12 protein-coding genes and 1 pseudogene are annotated in these 18,755 nt (G+C 70.9%); 7 read left to right on the top strand and 6 right to left on the bottom strand.

Annotated features, from left to right (window positions below; genetic code table 11):
• Nucleotides 1–72 precede the first annotated feature (72 nt).
• Nucleotides 73–1,569 carry a DUF2125 domain-containing protein gene (locus FFK22_RS26165; RefSeq protein WP_138893674.1) on the top strand — a complete coding sequence of 499 codons (1,497 nt, stop codon included), beginning with the start codon at nucleotides 73–75 and terminating at the stop codon, nucleotides 1,567–1,569.
• Between the two features lie 151 nt (nucleotides 1,570–1,720).
• Here FFK22_RS26165 and FFK22_RS26160 read toward each other — a convergent pair whose 3' ends face one another.
• The 6 genes from FFK22_RS26160 to FFK22_RS43200 all read right to left on the bottom strand — a co-directional run bounded on the left by FFK22_RS26160 (nucleotide 1,721) and on the right by FFK22_RS43200 (nucleotide 10,792).
• Nucleotides 1,721–2,752: an NAD-dependent epimerase gene (locus FFK22_RS26160; protein WP_138890872.1), complete on the bottom strand. Its 1,032-nt coding sequence runs from the start codon at nucleotides 2,750–2,752 to the stop codon at nucleotides 1,721–1,723.
• A complete protein-coding gene (locus tag FFK22_RS26155) occupies nucleotides 2,752–4,035 on the bottom strand; it encodes a nucleotide sugar dehydrogenase (RefSeq protein WP_138890871.1) in 1,284 nt (427 codons plus the stop codon). The genes FFK22_RS26160 and FFK22_RS26155 overlap by 1 nt, the downstream gene beginning before the upstream one ends.
• Nucleotides 4,036–4,281: 246 nt before the next feature.
• Nucleotides 4,282–7,182: a [protein-PII] uridylyltransferase gene (locus FFK22_RS26150; protein WP_138890870.1), complete on the bottom strand. Its 2,901-nt coding sequence runs from the start codon at nucleotides 7,180–7,182 to the stop codon at nucleotides 4,282–4,284.
• Nucleotides 7,183–7,190: 8 nt separating this feature from the next.
• The gene (gene mutS, locus FFK22_RS26145; protein ID WP_221938861.1) at nucleotides 7,191–9,881 is read right to left on the bottom strand and encodes a DNA mismatch repair protein MutS; all 2,691 of its coding nucleotides are present in this window, start codon (nucleotides 9,879–9,881) and stop codon (nucleotides 7,191–7,193) included.
• A 105-nt stretch (nucleotides 9,882–9,986) separates the two neighbouring features.
• Entirely contained in the window at nucleotides 9,987–10,487 is a 501-nt protein-coding gene (locus tag FFK22_RS26140) for an N-acetyltransferase (RefSeq protein ID WP_138890869.1), read from the bottom strand.
• Nucleotides 10,488–10,630: 143 nt separating this feature from the next.
• Complete coding sequence (locus tag FFK22_RS43200) at nucleotides 10,631–10,792, bottom strand: hypothetical protein (RefSeq protein ID WP_186002653.1); 162 nt, start codon at nucleotides 10,790–10,792, stop codon at nucleotides 10,631–10,633.
• Nucleotides 10,793–11,277: 485 nt separating this feature from the next.
• Between FFK22_RS43200 and FFK22_RS44850 the strand changes: the two are divergent.
• The 6 genes and pseudogenes from FFK22_RS44850 to FFK22_RS43980 all read left to right on the top strand — a co-directional run.
• A pseudogene (locus tag FFK22_RS44850) lies at nucleotides 11,278–12,507 on the top strand (malic enzyme-like NAD(P)-binding protein); the annotation flags it as partial.
• Nucleotides 12,505–13,563 (top strand): phosphate acyltransferase, encoded by a 1,059-nt coding sequence (locus FFK22_RS44845; protein ID WP_373683761.1) that lies wholly within the window; start codon nucleotides 12,505–12,507, stop codon nucleotides 13,561–13,563. The pseudogene FFK22_RS44850 and the gene FFK22_RS44845, both read left to right, overlap by 3 nt.
• 131 nt (nucleotides 13,564–13,694) lie before the next feature.
• Entirely contained in the window at nucleotides 13,695–14,243 is a 549-nt protein-coding gene (ppa, locus tag FFK22_RS26130) for an inorganic diphosphatase (RefSeq protein WP_138890867.1), read from the top strand.
• A gap of 18 nt (nucleotides 14,244–14,261) precedes the next feature.
• Nucleotides 14,262–14,774 (top strand): O-acetyl-ADP-ribose deacetylase, encoded by a 513-nt coding sequence (locus FFK22_RS26125; protein WP_138890866.1) that lies wholly within the window; start codon nucleotides 14,262–14,264, stop codon nucleotides 14,772–14,774.
• Nucleotides 14,775–14,880: 106 nt separating this feature from the next.
• Nucleotides 14,881–17,337 (top strand): bifunctional acetate--CoA ligase family protein/GNAT family N-acetyltransferase, encoded by a 2,457-nt coding sequence (locus FFK22_RS26120; protein ID WP_138890865.1) that lies wholly within the window; start codon nucleotides 14,881–14,883, stop codon nucleotides 17,335–17,337.
• 148 nt (nucleotides 17,338–17,485) lie between these two features.
• Complete coding sequence (locus FFK22_RS43980) at nucleotides 17,486–18,736, top strand: lytic transglycosylase domain-containing protein (RefSeq protein WP_221938860.1); 1,251 nt, start codon at nucleotides 17,486–17,488, stop codon at nucleotides 18,734–18,736.
• Nucleotides 18,737–18,755: the final 19 nt, after the last annotated feature.

Below are 18,755 nucleotides of genomic sequence, written 5' to 3'. Positions count from 1 at the left end.
CGGTTCGGCGTCGGACCGCTTCACCGGCCTCCGGACCAAAGTCATAGTGGCGGAAACGGGGGGAGAACAACGATGCGGTGGAGTCTGTGCCTGGCCTTCGGCCTCGGGGTGCTTGCGGCTGCGTCCGGACCGGCCCGCGCCCAAGCGACGGCGGAGGAAGCGGCGAAGCTGAAGGCGGTGCTGGAGGCTTGGCAGCCTTCGGGAATGCAGCTGTCACCCGCCGAATCCGCCTACTTCACATCCAGGCTTCCGGTTTCCCTGCCGATCGGCAGATGGCGGGTTGAGCCGAAGGGCGATGCGTATCAGATCGAGGTTCCGGGCATAAGACGTCCGATGTCGGAGCTGTTCGAGCCGCTGCTGGGGCGCACGCTCCTGTTCTGCCCGGCCGATCGGTACGGCGCTCGGCTCACGGCGCCAGCGACCTATGCGCTGAGTGCCGAAGACGCCTATGGATGCCGGCTGGAATGGGCTGACGGCACGGTCTCCCGCTTCGTCTCGCGCAGCCGGCACGTTTCGGGGCGCATCGACCTGGCCGCTTCCGTCGCGTCGATGGATGTTATCTTCGACCGGGTGACGCTGGAACGGGGATCCGATCCGATCGCGCAGCAGGCCTTCCCCGCCAGCCCCCGTCCGGCGATCGAGCGATTGACCCTGTCCGGCAGCCGCCGCAGCGTAGCCGATAATCGTGCCGATCTGCGGTCGATCATCACGCTCGAAGGCTTCTCGGCGCCAGCGCCCAGCGGCTCCGGCACCATCACGGCGAAGAAGATCGTCTACGATATCGAGGGGAAACGCATGGACATGGCCGCCCTGTCCAGCAGCGCCTTCGACCTTGCCAATCGTCTTGCCGGCGACAAGATCCCGAAGCCGGATGACGACCCGGTGATCCAGGCCCTTCTGGACCGTTTCGTCGATGGCATCGGTTCAGGGCAGCACGAGCTGGTTTCGATCGAGGGCCTGACCGCCAGCGCGGCGTCCCTGACCATCGGAATCGGGTCGCTTTCGGCCGGTGTCGCCACCGTTCAAACGGACCCGGATACGGCACGCATGACCATGCGGCTGGACACGACGGACATCACGGTCGATCGCCCGTCGCCCTATGCCAGCTGGATCCCGACCAAAGGCGTGATCCAGTTGTCGCTGGACGGCGTGCCGTTCCGCGAAGTCTTGACGAGGTCGATCCTGCATGGCCGCGGTGACCCGAACGCAGACGCGCTGTCCATGCAGGATGCGCGCACCCGCATCGGCATCGACCGGGTTCACTTCGAAGCGCCGAACGCGTCGCTCGAACTCAGCGGCACAACCGTGATCGACGCCGACGCCGTGCTGGGCCAGACCGGCACCCTGCGGATGCGCCTGACCGGGATCGACGGGCTGGTCAAGGCGCTGCAGGCCGACCCCAAGGCCAGCCAGGCCGCCACCAGCCTGACGATGCTGCAGGTGCTAGGCCGGCAGACCAATCTGCCCGACGGCCAGTCGGCGCGCGACTACGAGATCGTGATCGACCCGTCCGGCAAGGTCCTGGTCAACGGCGCCGATGTCCAGGCGCTGGTGCCGAAGGATCTGTGATCAGCGCCGTTGAGAAGGGCTCTCCGGTTCTTCTCCGTCATGGCGAGGCGCGCAGCGCCGTGGCCATCCAGAGGGCGGCGCCACTGGATGGCCACGCCCCTTCGGGGCTCGCCATGACGGCTCTCTCAACTGTAAGAAAGTGAAGGGCGGATCACCCCCCGTAAAAGCCGCGGTACCATTCGACGAAACGCGGAATGCCGACCTCGATCGGGGTCGCGGGGCGGTAGTCGACGGCCGCCTCCAGCTCCTCGACATCGGCATAGGTCTCGGGCACGTCGCCGGGCTGCAGGTCGCGGAAGACCTTCTGCGCCTCGCGGCCCAGCGCCTGTTCCAGCACTTTGATCATGTCGAGCAGCGCCACCGGCCGGGTATTGCCGATGTTGTACAGGCGATAGGGCGCGGTGCTGCTGGCCGGGTTCGGCCGGTCGCCGGACCAGGCGGGGTCGGGCTGCGGCACCCGGTCCAGCACCCGGGCCACGCCTTCGACCAGGTCGTCGACATAGGTGAAGTCGCGCAGCATGTGGCCGTGGTTGAACACCTCGATCGGCCGGCCTTCCAGGATTGCGCGGGTGAACAGGAACATCGCCATGTCCGGCCGGCCCCAGGGGCCGTAGGCGGTGAAGAAGCGCAGGCCGGTGACCGGCAGGCTGTAGAGATGGCTGTAGGAATGCGCCATCAGCTCGTTCGCCTTCTTGGTCGCGGCGTAGAGGCTGAGCGGATGGTCGACATTCTGGCGCACCGAGAACGGCATCGCCGTGTTGGCGCCGTAGACCGAGCTGGAGGAGGCGTAGACCAGATGGCGCGCGCCGTGGTGGCGGCAGCCCTCCAGCACGTTGAGGAAGCCGACGACATTGGCGTCGACATAGGTCTCCGGGTGGGTCAGCGAATGCCGCACCCCGGCCTGGGCGGCGAGATGCGCCACCCGGGCCGGCTTCACCTCGGCGAACAGCCCCGCCATGCCCGGCCGGTCGGCGATGTCGAGCCGGCGGAAGGAAAAGCCCGGCCGCTCCGCCAGCTGCTGCAGCCGCGCTTCCTTCAGGCGAACATCGTAATAGGAGCTGAGATTGTCGACCCCGACCACCCGATGCCCGGCGTCGAGCAGCCGCCGGGCCAGGGTGAAGCCGATGAAGCCGGCGGCCCCGGTGACCAGGACGGTGTCGTCGGTAGGGGCCGCGGCAGGCATCACAAACTCCAATAGGACACGCGGGGCGGCACGCCGGCCGGATCCAGCGCCGATTTCACATCCATCACCAGGCCGCCATCCTTGAGGCAAGCCCAGAATTCGTCGCGCGGCCGGTCGAGATAGGCCCGGTGCGGCACCGCCAGCACCAGCGCGTCGAGATCGCGAAAGGCGTCGAGGCCGGCGAGGCCGATGCCGTATTCCTGCCGCGCCCGCGCCGGGTCGGCCAGCGGATCGTGCACCAGCGGGTCGATGCCGTAGGAGCGCAGCTCGGCGACGATGTCCGGCACCCTGCTGTTGCGCAGGTCGGACACGTTCTCCTTGAAGGTCAGGCCCAGGATGCCGACCCGGGCGCCGAGGATGGTGCGGCCCCGGCGCGCCAGCACCTTGACCAGCTTGCCGGCCAGGAACGCGCCCATCTGGTCGTTGATGCGGCGGCCGGCCAGGATCATCTCCGGCCGGTAGCCCACCGCCTCGGCCTTGGCGGTCAGGTAGTAGGGGTCGACGCCGATGCAGTGGCCGCCGACCAGGCCGGGCTGGAACTTCAGGAAGTTCCATTTGGTGCCGGCGGCGGCCAGCACCTCGGCGGTGCGCAGGCCCAGCCGGTCGAAGATCATCGCCAGCTCGTTCATCAGCGCGATGTTGAGGTCGCGCTGAGTGTTCTCGATCACCTTCGCCGCCTCGGCGACGCGGATCGACGGCGCCCGGTGCAGCCCGGCCGGGACGATGGCGCCATAGGCCGCCGCCACCCGCTCCAGCGTCGCTTCGTCCTGGCCGGACACGACCTTGACGATGCTCTCCAGCCGGTGCGCGCGGTCGCCGGGGTTGATCCGCTCCGGCGAATAGGCCAGGGCGAAGTCGATGCCGGCGCGCAGGCCGCAGGCGCGGGCCAGGGCCGGGCCGCACACCTCCTCGGTGGCGCCGGGATAGACCGTGGATTCGAACACCACCACCGCGCCGGGGGTGAGCGCCCGGCCAATGGTCTCGCAAGCGCGCAGGAGCGGCCCGAAATCCGGCCGGCGTTCGGCATCGATCGGGGTCGGCACGGTGGCGACGAAGAAGCTCGCGCCGGACAGGTCCGCCGGATCGGCGGTGACGGCGAGGCCGCTGGCGGCGAGATCGGCGGATTCGACCTCGCCGGTGACGTCATGGCCCTCGCACAGGGCGGCGACCCGGGCCGGGTCGATGTCGAAGCCGATGGTGCCCGGGAAGCGCCGGGCAAAGGCCACCGCCACCGGCAGCCCGACATAGCCGAGCCCGATCACGGCGATGCGTTCGGTCGTCATCGGAGACACCGCACGTCAGGCGATCTGCCGGCTTCCCCCCGCCGCTTTCCTTTTGGTCCCCCCTCCCCTTGCGGGAGGGGGGTAGGGGGAGGGGTCTGCGCGCGTCCGCGCGCGAATGCGATGGTCTTTCCGCAGAGACGTGCCATGGCCGGCCGGCTCATGCTGGTGGCCCCCCCTCCCCTACCCCCCTCCTGCGGGGGGAGGGGGGACTCAGGAGATATGCTCGCCGATGGCCCGAAACGACCCTCATGCCGCGGTCCGGCGGGCGCGCGGGCGGCGCTTTGGGGCGGCCAGGGGCTTGGCCACCGGGTCGGCCAGGACCTCGCCCAGGGTCTTGCGGATCTGCGCCAGCTTGGCGTCGTGCGTTACCTTCAGGCCGAAAACGTCCTTGACGTAGAACACGTCGACGGCGCGAGCGCCGAAGGTCGAGATCTTGGCCGAGGAGATCTGCAGGCCGAGGCCGGTCAGGGCGCGGCCGACCGCATGCAGCAGGCCCGGCCGGTCGCGGCCGTTCAGCTCGATCACCGTGTGGGTGCGGCTGGCCTCGTTGTCGACCAGCACGCGCGGCGCGATCGACACCGAGTGCAGCCGCGGATAGCTGCGGTGCCGCCGCTCCAGCTCGGCCGACATCTTCATCTCGCCGGACAGGCTGCGCTCGATCCCGACCTTGACCCGGGCCAGCTTCTCCGGCGCGTCGAAGGCGCCGCCCTCGACCGCGTCCTGGACCAGGAAGGTGTCGAGCGCCATGCCGTCGGCGAAGGTGAAGATCTTGGCCTCGACGATGGTGCCGCCGGAGACGGCGATGGCGCCGGCCAGGCGCGAGAACAAGCCGGGATGGTCCGCGGTGTGGATGGTCAGCTCGGCCACCGTACGCTGCTGGTCGACCTGGATGTCGATCGCCAGCGGCTCGCCCTCCGCCTCTGCGCCGCGCACCAGCCTGGCGTGGCGGGCCTGGGTGGCGCCGTCGAAGGCCAGCCAATAGGCGCGGCTGACCTTGCCGACATAGGCTTCGATCGTGTCCGGCGGCCAGTCCGCCAGCGCCTGGCGCAGCAGATCCTTGGCCTGGTCGACGCGATGCTCGACCCCGATCGCCTCGTCGGCGCCGGACAGCCGCTCCTCCGCCCGGTGGTACAGCTCCGCCATCAGCGTCGCCTTCCAGGCGGTCCAGCGGCCGGGGCCGACGGCGCTGATGTCGGCGGCGGTCAGCACCAGCAGCAGGCGCAGCCGCTCCGGGCTTTCCACCGCGGCGACGAAGTCCTGCACCGTCTTGTCGTCCTCGATGTCGCGCTTGAAGGCGGTGTCGCTGAGCAAGAGGTGCCAGCGCACCAGCCACTGCGCCGTCTCGGTCTCCTCCGGCGACAGGCCGAAGCGGGGGCCGAGCTTGCGCGCAACCCGGGCGCCCAGCACCGAATGGTCGCCGCCGCGGCCCTTGGCGATGTCGTGGCACAGGAGGGCGACATAGAGCGCCCGGCGCGACCCGGTCTTGCGCATCACCTGGGTGGCCAGCGGCAGCGTTTCCGCCGCCTTGCCACTCTCGATCCGGTGCAGGATGCCGAGCGCGAACAGCGTGTGCTCGTCGACCGTGTAGGTGTGGTACATGTCGTACTGCATCTGGGCCACGACCCGGCCGAAATCCGGCACGAAGCGGCCCAGCACGCCGGCCTCGTTCATCCGCCGCAGCGGGATCTCGGGGTCCTGCTCCGCGGTCAGGATCTCCAGGAAGATGCGGTTCGCCTCCGGGTCGTCGCGGAGGCCTGCGATCAGGTCGATGTTGCGGGTGATCAGCTTCAGCGCCGCCGGATGGATGTCGAGGTCGCGCGCCTGCGCCACCCGGAACAGCCGGATGATGTCGACCGGATGGTCGCGCAGCGGCTTCTCGCCGGCCAGGCTGATGCGGTCGCCGTCGAGCGGCAGCCCGTCGACCATCGGCGCCGAGAAGCCGAGGAAGGCCAGGCCGCGCTTCGGCCGGCGCTGGCTTTCCGCCTCCAGCGCCGCGCAGAAGATCCGGGTCAGGCTGCCGACCTCCTTGGCGACCAGGAAATAGTGCTTCATCAGCCGCTCGACGCCCTTGGCGCCGGCATGGTCGGTGTAGCCGGCGACGCGCGCCAGCTCCGGCTGCAGGTCGAAGGTCAGGCGGTCCTCGGCCCGGCCGGTCAGGTAGTGCAGGTGGCAGCGCACGGCCAGCAGGAAGCTCTCCGACCGGCGGAAGCGCCGCGACTCCTCGCCGGTCAGCACGCCCTTGGCGACCAGACCGTCGACATCGTCGACCTGGTAGAGATATTTGCCGATCCAGAACAGGGTCTGCAGGTCGCGCAGGCCGCCCTTGCCCTCCTTCACATTCGGCTCCAGCACGTAACGGCTGTCGCCCATGCGGCGGTGGCGGGCGTCGCGCTCGGCCAGCTTGGCCTCGGTGAAGGCGGCGCCGGTGCCGGCCGTGACCTCCTCGACGAAGCGGCGGCGCAGCGTGTCGTACAGCGACTGCTCACCCCACAGCAGCCGCGTCTCCATCAGGCTGGTGCAGATGGTGGTGTCGGTGCGGGCCAGGCGCAGGCTGTCATCGACCGAGCGCACAGAATGACCGACCTTCAGCCCGAGATCCCACAAGAGGTAGAGCATGTACTCCACCACCTGCTCGACCCGGGGGTTGCGCTTGTAGGGCAGCAGGAACAGCAGGTCGATGTCGGAGAACGGCGCCAGCTCGCCCCTGCCGTAGCCGCCGACCGAGGCAACGGCGAAGCGCTCACCCACGGTCGGGTTCGACACCGGGAACAGCCGCGACACGGTCAGCGAGGCCAGCGCCCCGATCAGCACATCCATCAGCCAGGCGGTTTCGGCGACGCAGGCATCGGCCGACCCGGCCTCCTCGACGAAGCGGCGGCGGATCACGGCGCGGCCGGCCGCCAGGGCCTCGCGCAGCGTCGCCAGGATCTCGGCCCGCTGCGCCTGGGCGTCGCCGCGGTCCATCGCCTCGTAGAGCCGCCGCTCCAGCGCCGCCGGGTCGACGATGTCGAGCGGCGCCTCGATCTTCTCGCCGCCGCGCCGGGTCGCGGCCGGCACCGGGGTCGGCTCGGCGGCGGCCGCGCCATAGGGCAGGAAGCGGCGGAGGCGGCCGCGAAGGCCAGGACGGGTGAGGATCTCGTCGGGCATGATTTGTCTTAAATGAGCAAAGCCTTCAGAGCATACAACCGTTCGAGCGCTTCGCGCGGGGTCATCGCATCGGGGTCGAGCCCCGCCAGCGCGGTCTCGACCTCGGACGGGCCGGCCGGGACCGCCGCCGGGGCTGCGGCCGGGCGGGCAGCCGCGGCCGAGAACAGCGGCAGGTCGTCGACCAGCCGGGCGACGCTGCGCCCCTCCTTGCCCGCCTCCAGCGCCTCCAGCACCTCCTGCGCCCGGCCGACCACGGCGGCGGGCAGCCCGGCCAGGCGGGCGACATGGATGCCGTAGGAGCGGTCGGCCGTACCCGGCGCGACCTCATGCAGGAAGACGATGTCGCCCTGCCATTCCTTGACCCGCATGGTGTGGCAGGCGAGACGCGGCAGCCGCGCCTGCAGCGCGGTCAGTTCGTGGTAATGGGTGGCGAACAGGGCCCGGCAGCGCGTGGTCTCGTGCAGGTGCTCGACGCACGCCCAGGCGATCGACAGCCCGTCGAAGGTGGCGGTGCCGCGACCGATCTCGTCGAGGATGACCAGCGCCCGCGGGCCCGCCTGGTTCAGGATCGCCGCCGTCTCAACCATCTCGACCATGAAGGTGGAATGGCCGCGCGCCAGGTCGTCGGCGGCGCCGACACGGCTGAACAGCCGGTCGACCACGCCGATCTCGGCATCCTCCGCCGGTACGAAGCCGCCCATCTGGGCCAGGACCACGATCAGCGCGTTCTGGCGCAGGAAGGTCGATTTACCCGCCATGTTCGGGCCGGTCAGCAGCCACAGCCGGCGGTCTTCCGACAGGTCGCAATCATTGCCGACGAACGGGCCGCCCTGCGCTTCGGCCAGGGCGATCTCGACCACCGGGTGGCGGCCGCCCTTGATGCGGAAGCCGGTATCGCCGGTCACCTTCGGCCGGCAGTAGCGGCGCTCGACCGCCAGCTCGGCCTGGCTGGCGGCGACGTCGAAGGCGGCCAGGGCGCGGACGGCGCCGGAGATCGCCTCGGCCCGGCCGGTGACCTCGCCGACCAGGTCGGTGAACAGCCTGAGCTCGAGCGCCAGCGCCTTGTCCGCCGCCTCGGCGATCGACCGTTCCAGCGTGCCGAGCTCGACCGTGGTGAAGCGCATCGCCGAGGCCATGGTCTGGCGATGGATGAAGGTGCCGACATGCGGCGGCTGCAGCAGCTTGTCCGCCTGGTTGGCCGAGACCTCGATGTGGTAGCCGATGACGTTGTTGTGGCGGATCCGAAGAGTCGCGATCTTCGTCTCGTCGACGTAGCGCTGCTGCAGCGCCGCGATCAGCCGGCGGGATTCGTCGCGCAGGGTGCGGACCTCGTCCAGCTCCGGCAGGTAGCCCGAGGCGATGAAGCCGCCGTCACGGATCAGCAGCGGCAGCTCCTCGGCCAGCGCCCGGGCCAGCCGGTCGACCAGCGCGTCATGCTCGCCGAGCTCGGAAGCGGCGTGGGACAGGAGCGGCGGCAGGTCAAGGAAGCGCGGCGCGCCCAGCCGTTCGCGCAAGGCGCCGCCCTGGCGCAGCGCGTCGCGGATCGCCGCCAGGTCGCGCGGCCCGCCGCGGCCGAGGCCGAGCCGGGTCAGCGCCCGCTCCGCATCCGGGCAGGCGCGCAGGAGCGCGCGCAGGTCGTCGCGCAGCTTGCCGTCCTCGACCAGCGCCTGGACGGCGTCGAGCCGCTCGGCCACCGCCTGCGGATCGGTCAGCGGCGCCGCCAGATGGCCCGCCAGCAGCCGGGCGCCGGGGCCGGTGACGGTGCGGTCGATCGCGGCCAAGAGGCTGCCGCGGCGGTCGCCCGACAGGGTCCGGGTCAGCTCGAGGTTGCGGCGGGTGGCGACGTCGATCTCCATCACCGCGCCCTGCGGCAGGCGGCGCGGCGGCGACAGCCGCGGCAGCGCCTTCTGGGTCAGCTGGATGTAATCGACCAGGGCGCCGGCGGCGGCGACCTCGGCCCGCTCGAAGCTGCCGAAGGCGTCGAGCGTGCCGACATGGAACAGGTCCTGCAGGCGGCGCCGGCCGTTCTCGCTGTCGAAACGGGCGCCGGGCTGCGGCGTCAGCCGCATCTTCCAGTCGCCGAGCAGCTCGAACAGTGCCGGGTTCTGCAGCACCCGCTCGGGCAGCAGGATCTCGCTCGGGTCGAAGCGGGCCAGCGCCGCGCCCAGCCGGTCGGGCGACATCGGCTCGGTCACCAGCTCGCCGGAGGAGATGTCGACCGCGGCGATCGCCAGCGTGCCGGCGACATCGGCCAGCGCCACCAGGTGATTCGCCGCCCGCGGCTCCAGGAGGCCGTCTTCCGTGACCGTGCCGGGGGTGACGATGCGCACCACCTCGCGCCGCACCAGGGTCTTGCCGGACCGCTTGCGGGCGTCCTCCGGGCTTTCGGTCTGGTCGCACAGCGCGACCCGGAAGCCCTGCCGGATCAGCCGAGCCAGATAGGCCTCGTGGCTGTGGGCGGGGACGCCCGCCATCGGGATGCCCTCGCCCTGGTGCTGGCCACGCCTGGTCAGGGCGATGTCGAGCGCCGCCGCGGCCTTGACCGCGTCGTCGAAGAACATCTCGTAGAAATCGCCCATGCGGAAGAACAGCAGGCAGTCCGGATGGGCCGCCTTGGCCTCCAGATACTGTGCCATCATCGGCGTGACGGCGGGATCGGTCGTCGCGGGGGTGCTGCTGTCGGGCAAGGCTGTCGACACGGTCTGCGGGGTCGGATCGGCGAAGCGCGGACCGTAGCCCGGATTGCGTTTCCGTGAAAGAGACGGGGGCGCGTGAAAGAGTAAGGGAAAGGTCGAGACCGCCGGTCAGGCGGCCTCGACCCGGTGCAGGATGCGCTGCAGCACCAGCTCGTCGCCGAGGATCTCGCCGGTCTCGACGAAGCCTTCGGAGGCGTAGAGCCGGCGGGCGGCGGCGTTGGCGGGATCGACGCCCAGCCGCACCCGCTCGCCGCGGGGCAGCCGGTCCATGATGGCGAGCGTCGCGCGCAGGGCGGAGCGGCCGAAGCCGCGGCCCTGGTAACGGACGTCGATCATCAGCCGGTAGATCCAGCGATGGCCGTCCTCGGGGTCCAGCGCGTGCATGACGAAACCGACCGGCCCGCCATGCGAGGCGTCGCAGATGCCGAGCGGCGCGCACCAGGGCGAGCCGTCGGCCTCGGCGATCGACTCCGCATTGGAGGCGACGAAGCCCGACTGGTCCGGCGCGACCCGGAGCGAGCCGAACACGGCCCGGTCCTGCGCCGTGACCAGGGGAACAAGCCGCACCGCCGGCGCAGCCGGCTGGGGCGGCGCACGATATGCGTACATGATTGTAGTCCTATCCAGCGTCGAATACCCCGCGGCCCGGGGCGGCGACATGCGGTCGCGCGCCGGGCCGGAGGCCGATGGGACGAAGGTCTATCGACGGGGAAAGGCGGGGCGGCGCCCGAAGGCCCCGCCCCGCTGCCGTATCAAGATCGTAACCCGACGTCCCGTTTCAGATGCTCGCTCAGCGAGTCGGCATCGCGGGGTTTTCGGCGCGGCGTCACGAGGACGCGGCCCAGCTCCGCAAAGGCGACGACGACGAGCGACAGAGACGGGCGGAAGGCACGCTTCTCGTTCGAGACGAACATGATGATCTCCAACAGGTTTGGAGGTGGGAAAACCGTCCGCCGACAGCGGTCGAGCCGATGGGGGTCGGACGGGGCGAATCCGCCAAGCGGGATGCCGGGCGGAATGGGGGTGGACGGTTGAAGGGATGATCGGATGCGGAGTCGGCGGAGCGGCCCGTGAGGGACGTCCGGCGTGTCGGCAGCGATCAGGTCAGCGCAGGGAAGGTGTCAGGTCGTGAGTCGACGAAGACTGATCGTGCAGACGTTCAGGCGGCCTTGCCGCGATAAGCGAGAACGATGGTCATTGCACGATCCTCCCTGGAATTGGAGTAGGATGGAGAGATACGGGATCGCCGCTGCGCTGCGCAAGCAGCTTTTCAAGGGGCTGGGCGAAGATGGCGCGGCGTTGCACGGAAGCCACAGTCAGGCCCACGGTCGGAAAGGCTTGACGGTCCCTCCGGCCGAAGGTCCAGTACTCGGCCCGCCACGCTGCGCCGCCGGACACAATGACCAAGACCTCGCTCGACGACGATGCCCTCGCCCTGCACGCCCAGGGCCGCCCCGGCAAGCTGGAGATCAGCGCGACCAAGCCGTTGACCACCCAGCGCGACCTGTCGCTGGCCTATTCCCCGGGCGTCGCCGCGCCGTGCCTCAGGATCCATGCCGATCCGGCCACGGCCTACGACTACACGGCCAAGGGCAACATCGTCGCCGTGATCTCGAACGGCACCGCCGTGCTAGGCCTGGGCGACCTCGGCGCCCTGGCCAGCAAGCCGGTGATGGAGGGCAAGGCCGTCCTGTTCAAGCGCTTCGCCGATGTCGACGGCTTCGACCTCGAGGTCGACACCCGCGACGTCGACGAGTTCGTCAACTGCGTGCGCTTCCTGGGCCCGTCCTTCGGCGGCATCAACCTTGAGGACATCAAGGCGCCGGACTGCTTCATCATCGAGGCGCGGCTGCGCGAGCTCCTGGACATCCCGGTGTTCCACGACGACCAGCACGGCACCGCGATCATCGCCGCGGCCGGGCTGATCAACGCGCTGGAGCTGACCGGCCGCAACATCCGCGAGACCCGCCTGGTGCTGAACGGCGCCGGCGCCGCCGCCATCGCCTGCGTCGAGCTGTTCAAGTCGCTGGGCGTGCCGGCGCAGCACATCATCCTGTGCGACAGCAAGGGCGTGGTGTACCAGGGCCGCACCGAGGGCATGAACCAGTGGAAGGCGGCGCACGCCGTCGACACGCCGCACCGGACCCTGGCCGACGCGGTCAAGGGCGCTGACGTCTTCATCGGCCTGTCGGTCAAGGGCGCCATGACCCAGGACATGGTGAAGTCGATGGCCGACAAGCCGATCGTGTTCGCCCTGGCCAACCCCGACCCGGAGATCGCGCCGGACGAGGTCAAGGCGGTGCGGCCGGACGCGATCATCGCCACCGGGCGGTCGGACTATCCGAACCAGATCAACAACGTCCTCGGCTTCCCCTACATCTTCCGCGGCGCGCTGGACGTCCGCGCCAGCACCATCAACGAGGCGATGAAGCTGGCCGCAGCCCATGCGCTGGCCCGGCTGGCCCGGCAGGACGTGCCGGACGAGGTCGACAGCGCCTATTCCGGCCGCCGCCTGCGCTACGGCCCCGACTACATCATCCCGGTGCCGTTCGACCCGCGGCTGATCGAGGAGATCCCGCTGGCGGTGGCCGAGGCGGCGATGGAATCGGGCGTCGCCCGCAAGCCGATCACCGATGTCGCCGCCTATCGCCAGAGCCTGCGCCGTCGCCTGGACCCGACTGCGGACAAGCTGCAGCTGATCTTCGACAAGGTCGCGTCGGCCGAGACCCGGGTGGTCTTCGCCGAGGGCGAGGAGGAGCGCACGATCCGCGCCGCCATCGCCTTCCGCGCCCAGGGCTATGGCACGCCGATCCTGATCGGCCGCGAGGAGCGGGTGCGCGAGACCATGGCCCGGATCGGCCTGCCCGAGGCGACCGTGGCGGAGCTGGAGATCCACAACGCCCGGCTGTCGCAGCACAACGAGCGCTATATCGACTTCGTCTGGCGCCGGCTGCAGCGCCAGGGCCTGCTGCAGCGCGACGTCGCCCGCATGGTCAACCAGGGCCGCAACATCTTCGCCGCCTGCATGGTCGCGCATGGCGACGCCGACGCCATGGTCACCGGCCTGACCCGCAACTTCACCACCTGCTTCGAGGAGATCACCCGGGTGATCGACCCGGCGCCCGAGCACGTACCCTTCGGCCTGTCGATGCTGACGGTGCGCGGCGGCACGGTGCTGATCGCCGACACCACGGTGCATGAGCGGCCGGACCCGGAGCTGCTGGTCGACATCGCCCTGCAGGCCGCGGCCAAGGCCCGGGCGCTGGGGCACGAGCCGCGCCTGGCCTTCGTCTCCTCCTCCAATTTCGGCCAGCCGATGCGCGAGTTCACCCAGCGCATCCGCGACGCGGTGACGATCATGGACGCCCGCGCCAAGGCCGGCGGGGTCGATTTCGAATATGATGGCGAGATGACCGCCGAGGTGGCGCTGGACTACGCGCTGATGAAGCGGCTGTACCCCTTCGCCCGCCTGTCCGGCCCGGCCAACCTGTTGATCATGCCGGCGCTGAACGCGGCCAATATCGGCGCCAAGATGATCCAGAAGCTGGCCGGCGCCTCGCTGATCGGCCCGCTGCTGTGCGGGCTGCAGAAGCCGGCGCAGGTGGTGCAGATGGGCGCGACGGTGAACGAGATCGTCACCGCCGCTGCGCTGGCGGCTTACGACGCCCTGGCACAGCGCCGGTAACTGGTTTCGCTGCACCGCACAAAAAAGACGGGGCGATGCGCGGAGAGGGAATGGCTGGGCACTAGCCGTGGGGCGCGGACCGCATTATGGTCCGCGCCCGGAACCCTCGAGGACCACAGACCAGGGCCGACATGGACATCAGCAAGATCGCGGTCGGGGTGAACCCGCCCTTCGACGTCAACGTCATCATCGAGAACCCCATGGGCGGGGTGCCGGTGAAGTACGAGCTCGACAAGGAATCGGGCGCGATGTTCGTCGACCGCTTCCTGCACACCGCGATGGCCTATCCGGGCAATTACGGCTTCATCCCGCACACCCTGTCGGGCGACGGCGACCCGGTCGACGTCATTGTCGTCGGCCGCGAGCCGGTGATGCCCGGCGCCGTGTTGCGCGCCCGCCCGGTCGGCGTGCTGCTGATGGAGGACGAAGCCGGCCAGGACGAGAAGATCCTGGCGGTGCCGGTGTCGAAGCTGCACCCCTACTACAACAAGGTGCAGAGCTACGAGGACCTGCAGGAGATCCTGCGCGACCAGATCGCCCATTTCTTCGCCCACTACAAGGACCTGGAGAAGGGCAAGTGGGTCCGCATCATGGGCTGGGACGGCCCGCAGCGGGCGGCGGAGATGATCGTCGAAGGCATCGAGCGCGCCAAGGCCGACAAGAAGAACGCCGCGGAGTAAATCCATGAGCGCCGCGCCATGACGGCAGCGCTGGAGATCACGGTCGGGGATATCACCCGGCTGCAGGTCGACGCGATCGTCAACGCGGCGAATGAGAGCCTGCTGGGCGGGGGCGGCGTCGATGGCGCCATCCACCGCGCCGCCGGCCCCGAGCTTCTCGCCGAATGCCGGACCCTGGGCCGCTGCCCAACCGGCGAGGCCCGCATCACCCGGGGATACCGATTGCCGGCGCGGCATGTCATCCATTGCGTCGGCCCGGTCTGGGACGGCGGCGGCCGCGGCGAGGACGAACTGCTGGCCGGCTGCTATCGGGCCGCGCTGCACCTGGCCCAGGACAATGCCTGCGCCGGCATCGCCTTCCCGGCCATCAGCACCGGCATCTACCGCTTCCCGCCCGACCGCGCCGCCGGCATCGCCGTCGCCACGGTGCAGGAGACGCTGCCCGAGACGCCGGCCGTGCGGCGCGTGATCTTCTGCTGCTTCGACCCCGCGATGGCCGAGCGGTATCGGGCGGTGCTGGGGGATGCGTGACGTGATCACCGGGAATGACGGCGAAGGGAACGTCGCGAACATCCTCGCTTGAGCCCGCGCCTGCCGTCCGCCACCCTGGGGCGGTGATGTCCGGCGGGAGCCTGCGATGTCGGTGCGCAACCTGGACGCCCTGTTCCGACCGGCCTCGATCGCCCTGATCGCTGACGGGCCGGTCGGCGCCGTGCTGGCCCGCAACCTGTTCGCCGGCGGCTTCGACGGGCCGGTGATGCCGGTCACCCCCGGCGCCCGGTCGGTCGGCAGCGCCCTCGCCTACCCCTCCGTCGCCGCCCTGCCGATGGCGCCGGACCTGGCGGTGATCGCGGCGCCGCCCGACGCGCTGCCCGGGCTGATCGCCGAGCTGGGCGGCCGCGGCACCCGCGCCGCCGCCATCGTCGGCATCGACCGGCCGGCGGGGGCCGAGGGCCCGGTCGGCCGCCGGCTGCGCCAAGCCATGCTGGACGCGGCGCGGCCGCATCTGCTGCGCATCCTCGGGCCGGACGGCTTCGGCCTGATGGCGCCGCATCACGGCGTCAATGCCAGCCTGGGCCATGTCGCGCCCCAAGCCGGCGATCTGGCCTTCGTCAGCCAGTCCGGCGCGGTCGCCGCGGCGGTGCTGGACCGGGCCACCCGGCGCGGCATCGGCTTCAGCCATGTGGTCTCGCTGGGCGGCATGGCCGATGTCGATTTCGGCGACATGCTGGACTGGTTGGCCGCCGACGGCCGCACCCGCGCCGTGCTGCTGCATGTCGAGACCGTCAGCCACGCCCGCAAATTCATGTCGGCCGCCCGCGCCGTCGCCCGCACCCGGCCGGTGGTGGTGATCCGCCCCGGCCACGGCGCCCCCGGGGCCGGCGACGCCGACGGGCTGATCGGGCCGGATGCGGTGTACGACGCCGCCTTCCGCCGCGCCGGCATGCTGCGGGTGTTCGACCTGGCCGAGCTGTTCGACGCGGTCGAGACCCTGGCCAGCGGCCTGAAGGTCGGCGGTGAGCGGCTGGCAATCCTGACCAATGGCGCCGGCCTGGGCCTGCTGGCGGCGGAGGCTCTGGCCGATTCCGGCGGCAGCCTGGCCGTGCCGGCGCCGGCGACCCTGGCGCGGCTGGATGCGGCCGGCGCCGGCCCGATCGACCTGGGCGATGCCGCGCCGGCCGACCGCTTCGCCCGGGCGCTGGAGGCGCTGCTGGCCGATCCCGGCCGCGACGCGGTGCTCGTGGTGAACGGTCCGAGCGCGATTGCCGACCCGGTCGCGGCGGCCCGGGCGGTGGCCGGCGTGGTCGCCGCGGCAGCGAAGCGCGACGGCCGCCGCCCGCCGGTGCTGGCCAGCTGGCTGGGCGCCGGCGTCGAGGCCGGAGCCCTGTTCGCCGAGGCGCATATCCCGGCCTATGACACGCCGGGCCAGGCAGCGCGCGCCTTCATGCATCTGGCGCGGCACCGGCGGAACCAGGGGTTGCTGATGCAGACGCCGCCGGCGCTGCCGGAGGATTTCCAGCCGGACGCCGCTTCCGCCCGGGCGGTGATCGCGGCCGCGCTGGCCGAGGGCCGGGCCGAGCTGACGCCGGCCGAGGCGCGGTCGGTGCTGGACGCCTATCGCATCCCGTTGCTGCCCGAGGGCGCGGCACTGCCGCCCGAGCCGCATCCGCTGGTGCTGGGGATCGACGAGGACCCGGTGTTCGGCCCAATTCTGCTGTTCGGCCAGGGCGGCGCCGCGGCCGAGCTGCTGCATGACGGCGTCGCCGCCCTGCCGCCCTTGAACGCCGTGCTGGCGCGCGACCTGATGATGCGGGCCCGGGTCTGGCGGCTGCTGCAGGGCTATCGCGGCCGGCCGGCGGCCGACCTGGACGCCGTGGCGCTGACCCTGGTCAAGCTGTCGCAGCTGGCCGCCGACCTGTCGGAGGTGGCGGCGCTGCGGATCAACCCGCTGCTGGCCGGCGCCGGTGGCGTGCTGGCGCCCGGCGCCGAAATCCGGGTGCAGCCGCCGCTGCCGCCGGGCACGCCGCGCTTCGCCATCCGGCCGTATCCGCAGCGGCTGGTGCAGCACCTGGCGCTGCGCGACGGCCGCGAGGTCACGCTGCGGCCGGTGCGGCCCGAGGACGAGCCGGCGATGCGCGAGATGCTGCAGCGGTCCAGCCCCGAGGATGTGCGGCTGCGCTTCTTCAGCGCCATGCGCAGCTTCAGCCACGAATTCGCCGCCCGGCTGACTCAGATCGACTACGACCGCGAGATGGCGCTGGTGGCCGAGGCCGGGGAGGACGGGCAGCGGGTGATCCTGGGCGCCGTGCGCATCATCGCCGACCCGGACGGCGAGGCCGCAGAATACGGCATCATGGTGCGCTCCGACCTCAAGGGCCAGGGCCTGGGACACCGGCTGATGACCGAGATCATCGACTATGCCCGCAGCCGCGGCCTGAAGCGGATCTTCGGCGAGGTGCTGCGCGAGAACACGACCATGCTGCGCATGGCCGGAGAGTTCGGATTCGCCCGCGCCGACGTGCCGGACGAGCCCGGCATCATTCATGTGACGATTTCGCTCGACGATTTGCCCGCTCTCAGTCAGCATTCCTGACGGGGATTCAATCGTCCAGGGGGATGGGCGATTGATGTTTTCCTCTTTGAATGAAGCACTTGTGCGTATACGTTGAAGGCCTGCGTTAATTTTCGGGCCCGCGGCGATGCCGCCGGGCTTTCGTGTTTGGGGGAGTTTGGAGGGGAAGATGCCAGGGACAATCCGCTGGACCAGGACGGTTGCGGCCACGGCCTTGCTCGCGGGCCTGCTTGCCGCCTGCGCCCAGGCACCGAAGCCGAAACCCGTGGTCGCCAGCGGCCCTTGGGGCGCCGAGATCCACGATGCCTCGCGCCGCTTCAACATCCCGGAGGAGTGGATCCGCGCTGTGATGCATGTGGAAAGCGGCGGCCAGACCCATTGGAAGGGCGGCCAGCCGATCACCAGCCATGCCGGCGCCATGGGGCTGATGCAGGTCATGCCCGGCACCTATGACGAGCTGCGCTACGCCCATGGCCTGGGCCCCGACGCCTATGAGCCGCGCGACAACATCCTGGCCGGCGCCGCCTATATCCGCGAGATGTACGACCTGTACGGCTATCCCGGCTTCCTCGGCGCCTACAATGCCGGGCCGGAGCGGTACCGCCAGTATGTCGAGGAAGGCCGGCCGCTGCCGCGCGAGACCGAGCGCTACATGGACATCATCGCGCCGCAGATCGCCGGCATCATGCCGGGCCAGGGCGGCAGCGACCGTATGACCCAATACGCCGCCGCCCAGATCCAGCAGAAGGTGCCGGCGCCGATCCGCATGGCGCCGATCCCGGACGGGTCGTCGAGCCGGAACGCCACCGTAGTGGCGGCGATGAAGCCGATCCCGGACGGGTCATCGACCCGCGGCGCCACCGTGGTCGCCGCCATGCAGCCGATTCCCGATGGCTCGTCGACCCGCGGCAGCACCGTGGTCGCGGCGATGCAGCCGATCCCGGACGGGTCGAGCACCGTGGTCGCGTCGGCGCTGCCGCCAGTCCGCGTGGTGCAGCAGCCCGGCGTGGTGCGGATGCAGCCGATTCCCGACGGCGCCAGCACTCAGGTCGCCGCGGCCGCCCCGGTCGCCCGACCGGCCCCGGTGCGGATGGCCCCGATCCCCGACGGCAGCACCCAGGTCGCCGCCGCGGCTCCGGTCGCGGTACGCCCAGCCATGGCGGCGCCGGTGCGCATGGCGCCGATCCCAGACGCGCCTGCGGCTCAGGTCGCGGCCGCCGTGCCGGCCCCGGTGGCCCGCACGGCCGTGGCGCCGACCCGGATGGCGCCGATCCCGGACGCCCCGCCGGTCCGCGTCGCCGCCGCGGCCAAGCCCGCGCGCGCCCCGGCGCTGCAGCAGGTCGCCGACGCCGACGTGCCGCGTCGCCAGGCCAACGGCCTGCCCACCGGCTGGTTCGTGCCGAGCGCGCCGGGCAACTGACGCTCTGTTCATAAGAAAG

Source organism: Mycobacterium sp. KBS0706 (genome assembly GCF_005938675.2).
In the GTDB taxonomy this organism is placed as follows: Bacteria; Pseudomonadota; Alphaproteobacteria; order DSM-16000; family Inquilinaceae; genus Inquilinus.
Note: the sequence above shows the minus strand (reverse complement) of the source record. Positions and strands in the feature narration are given on the sequence as shown.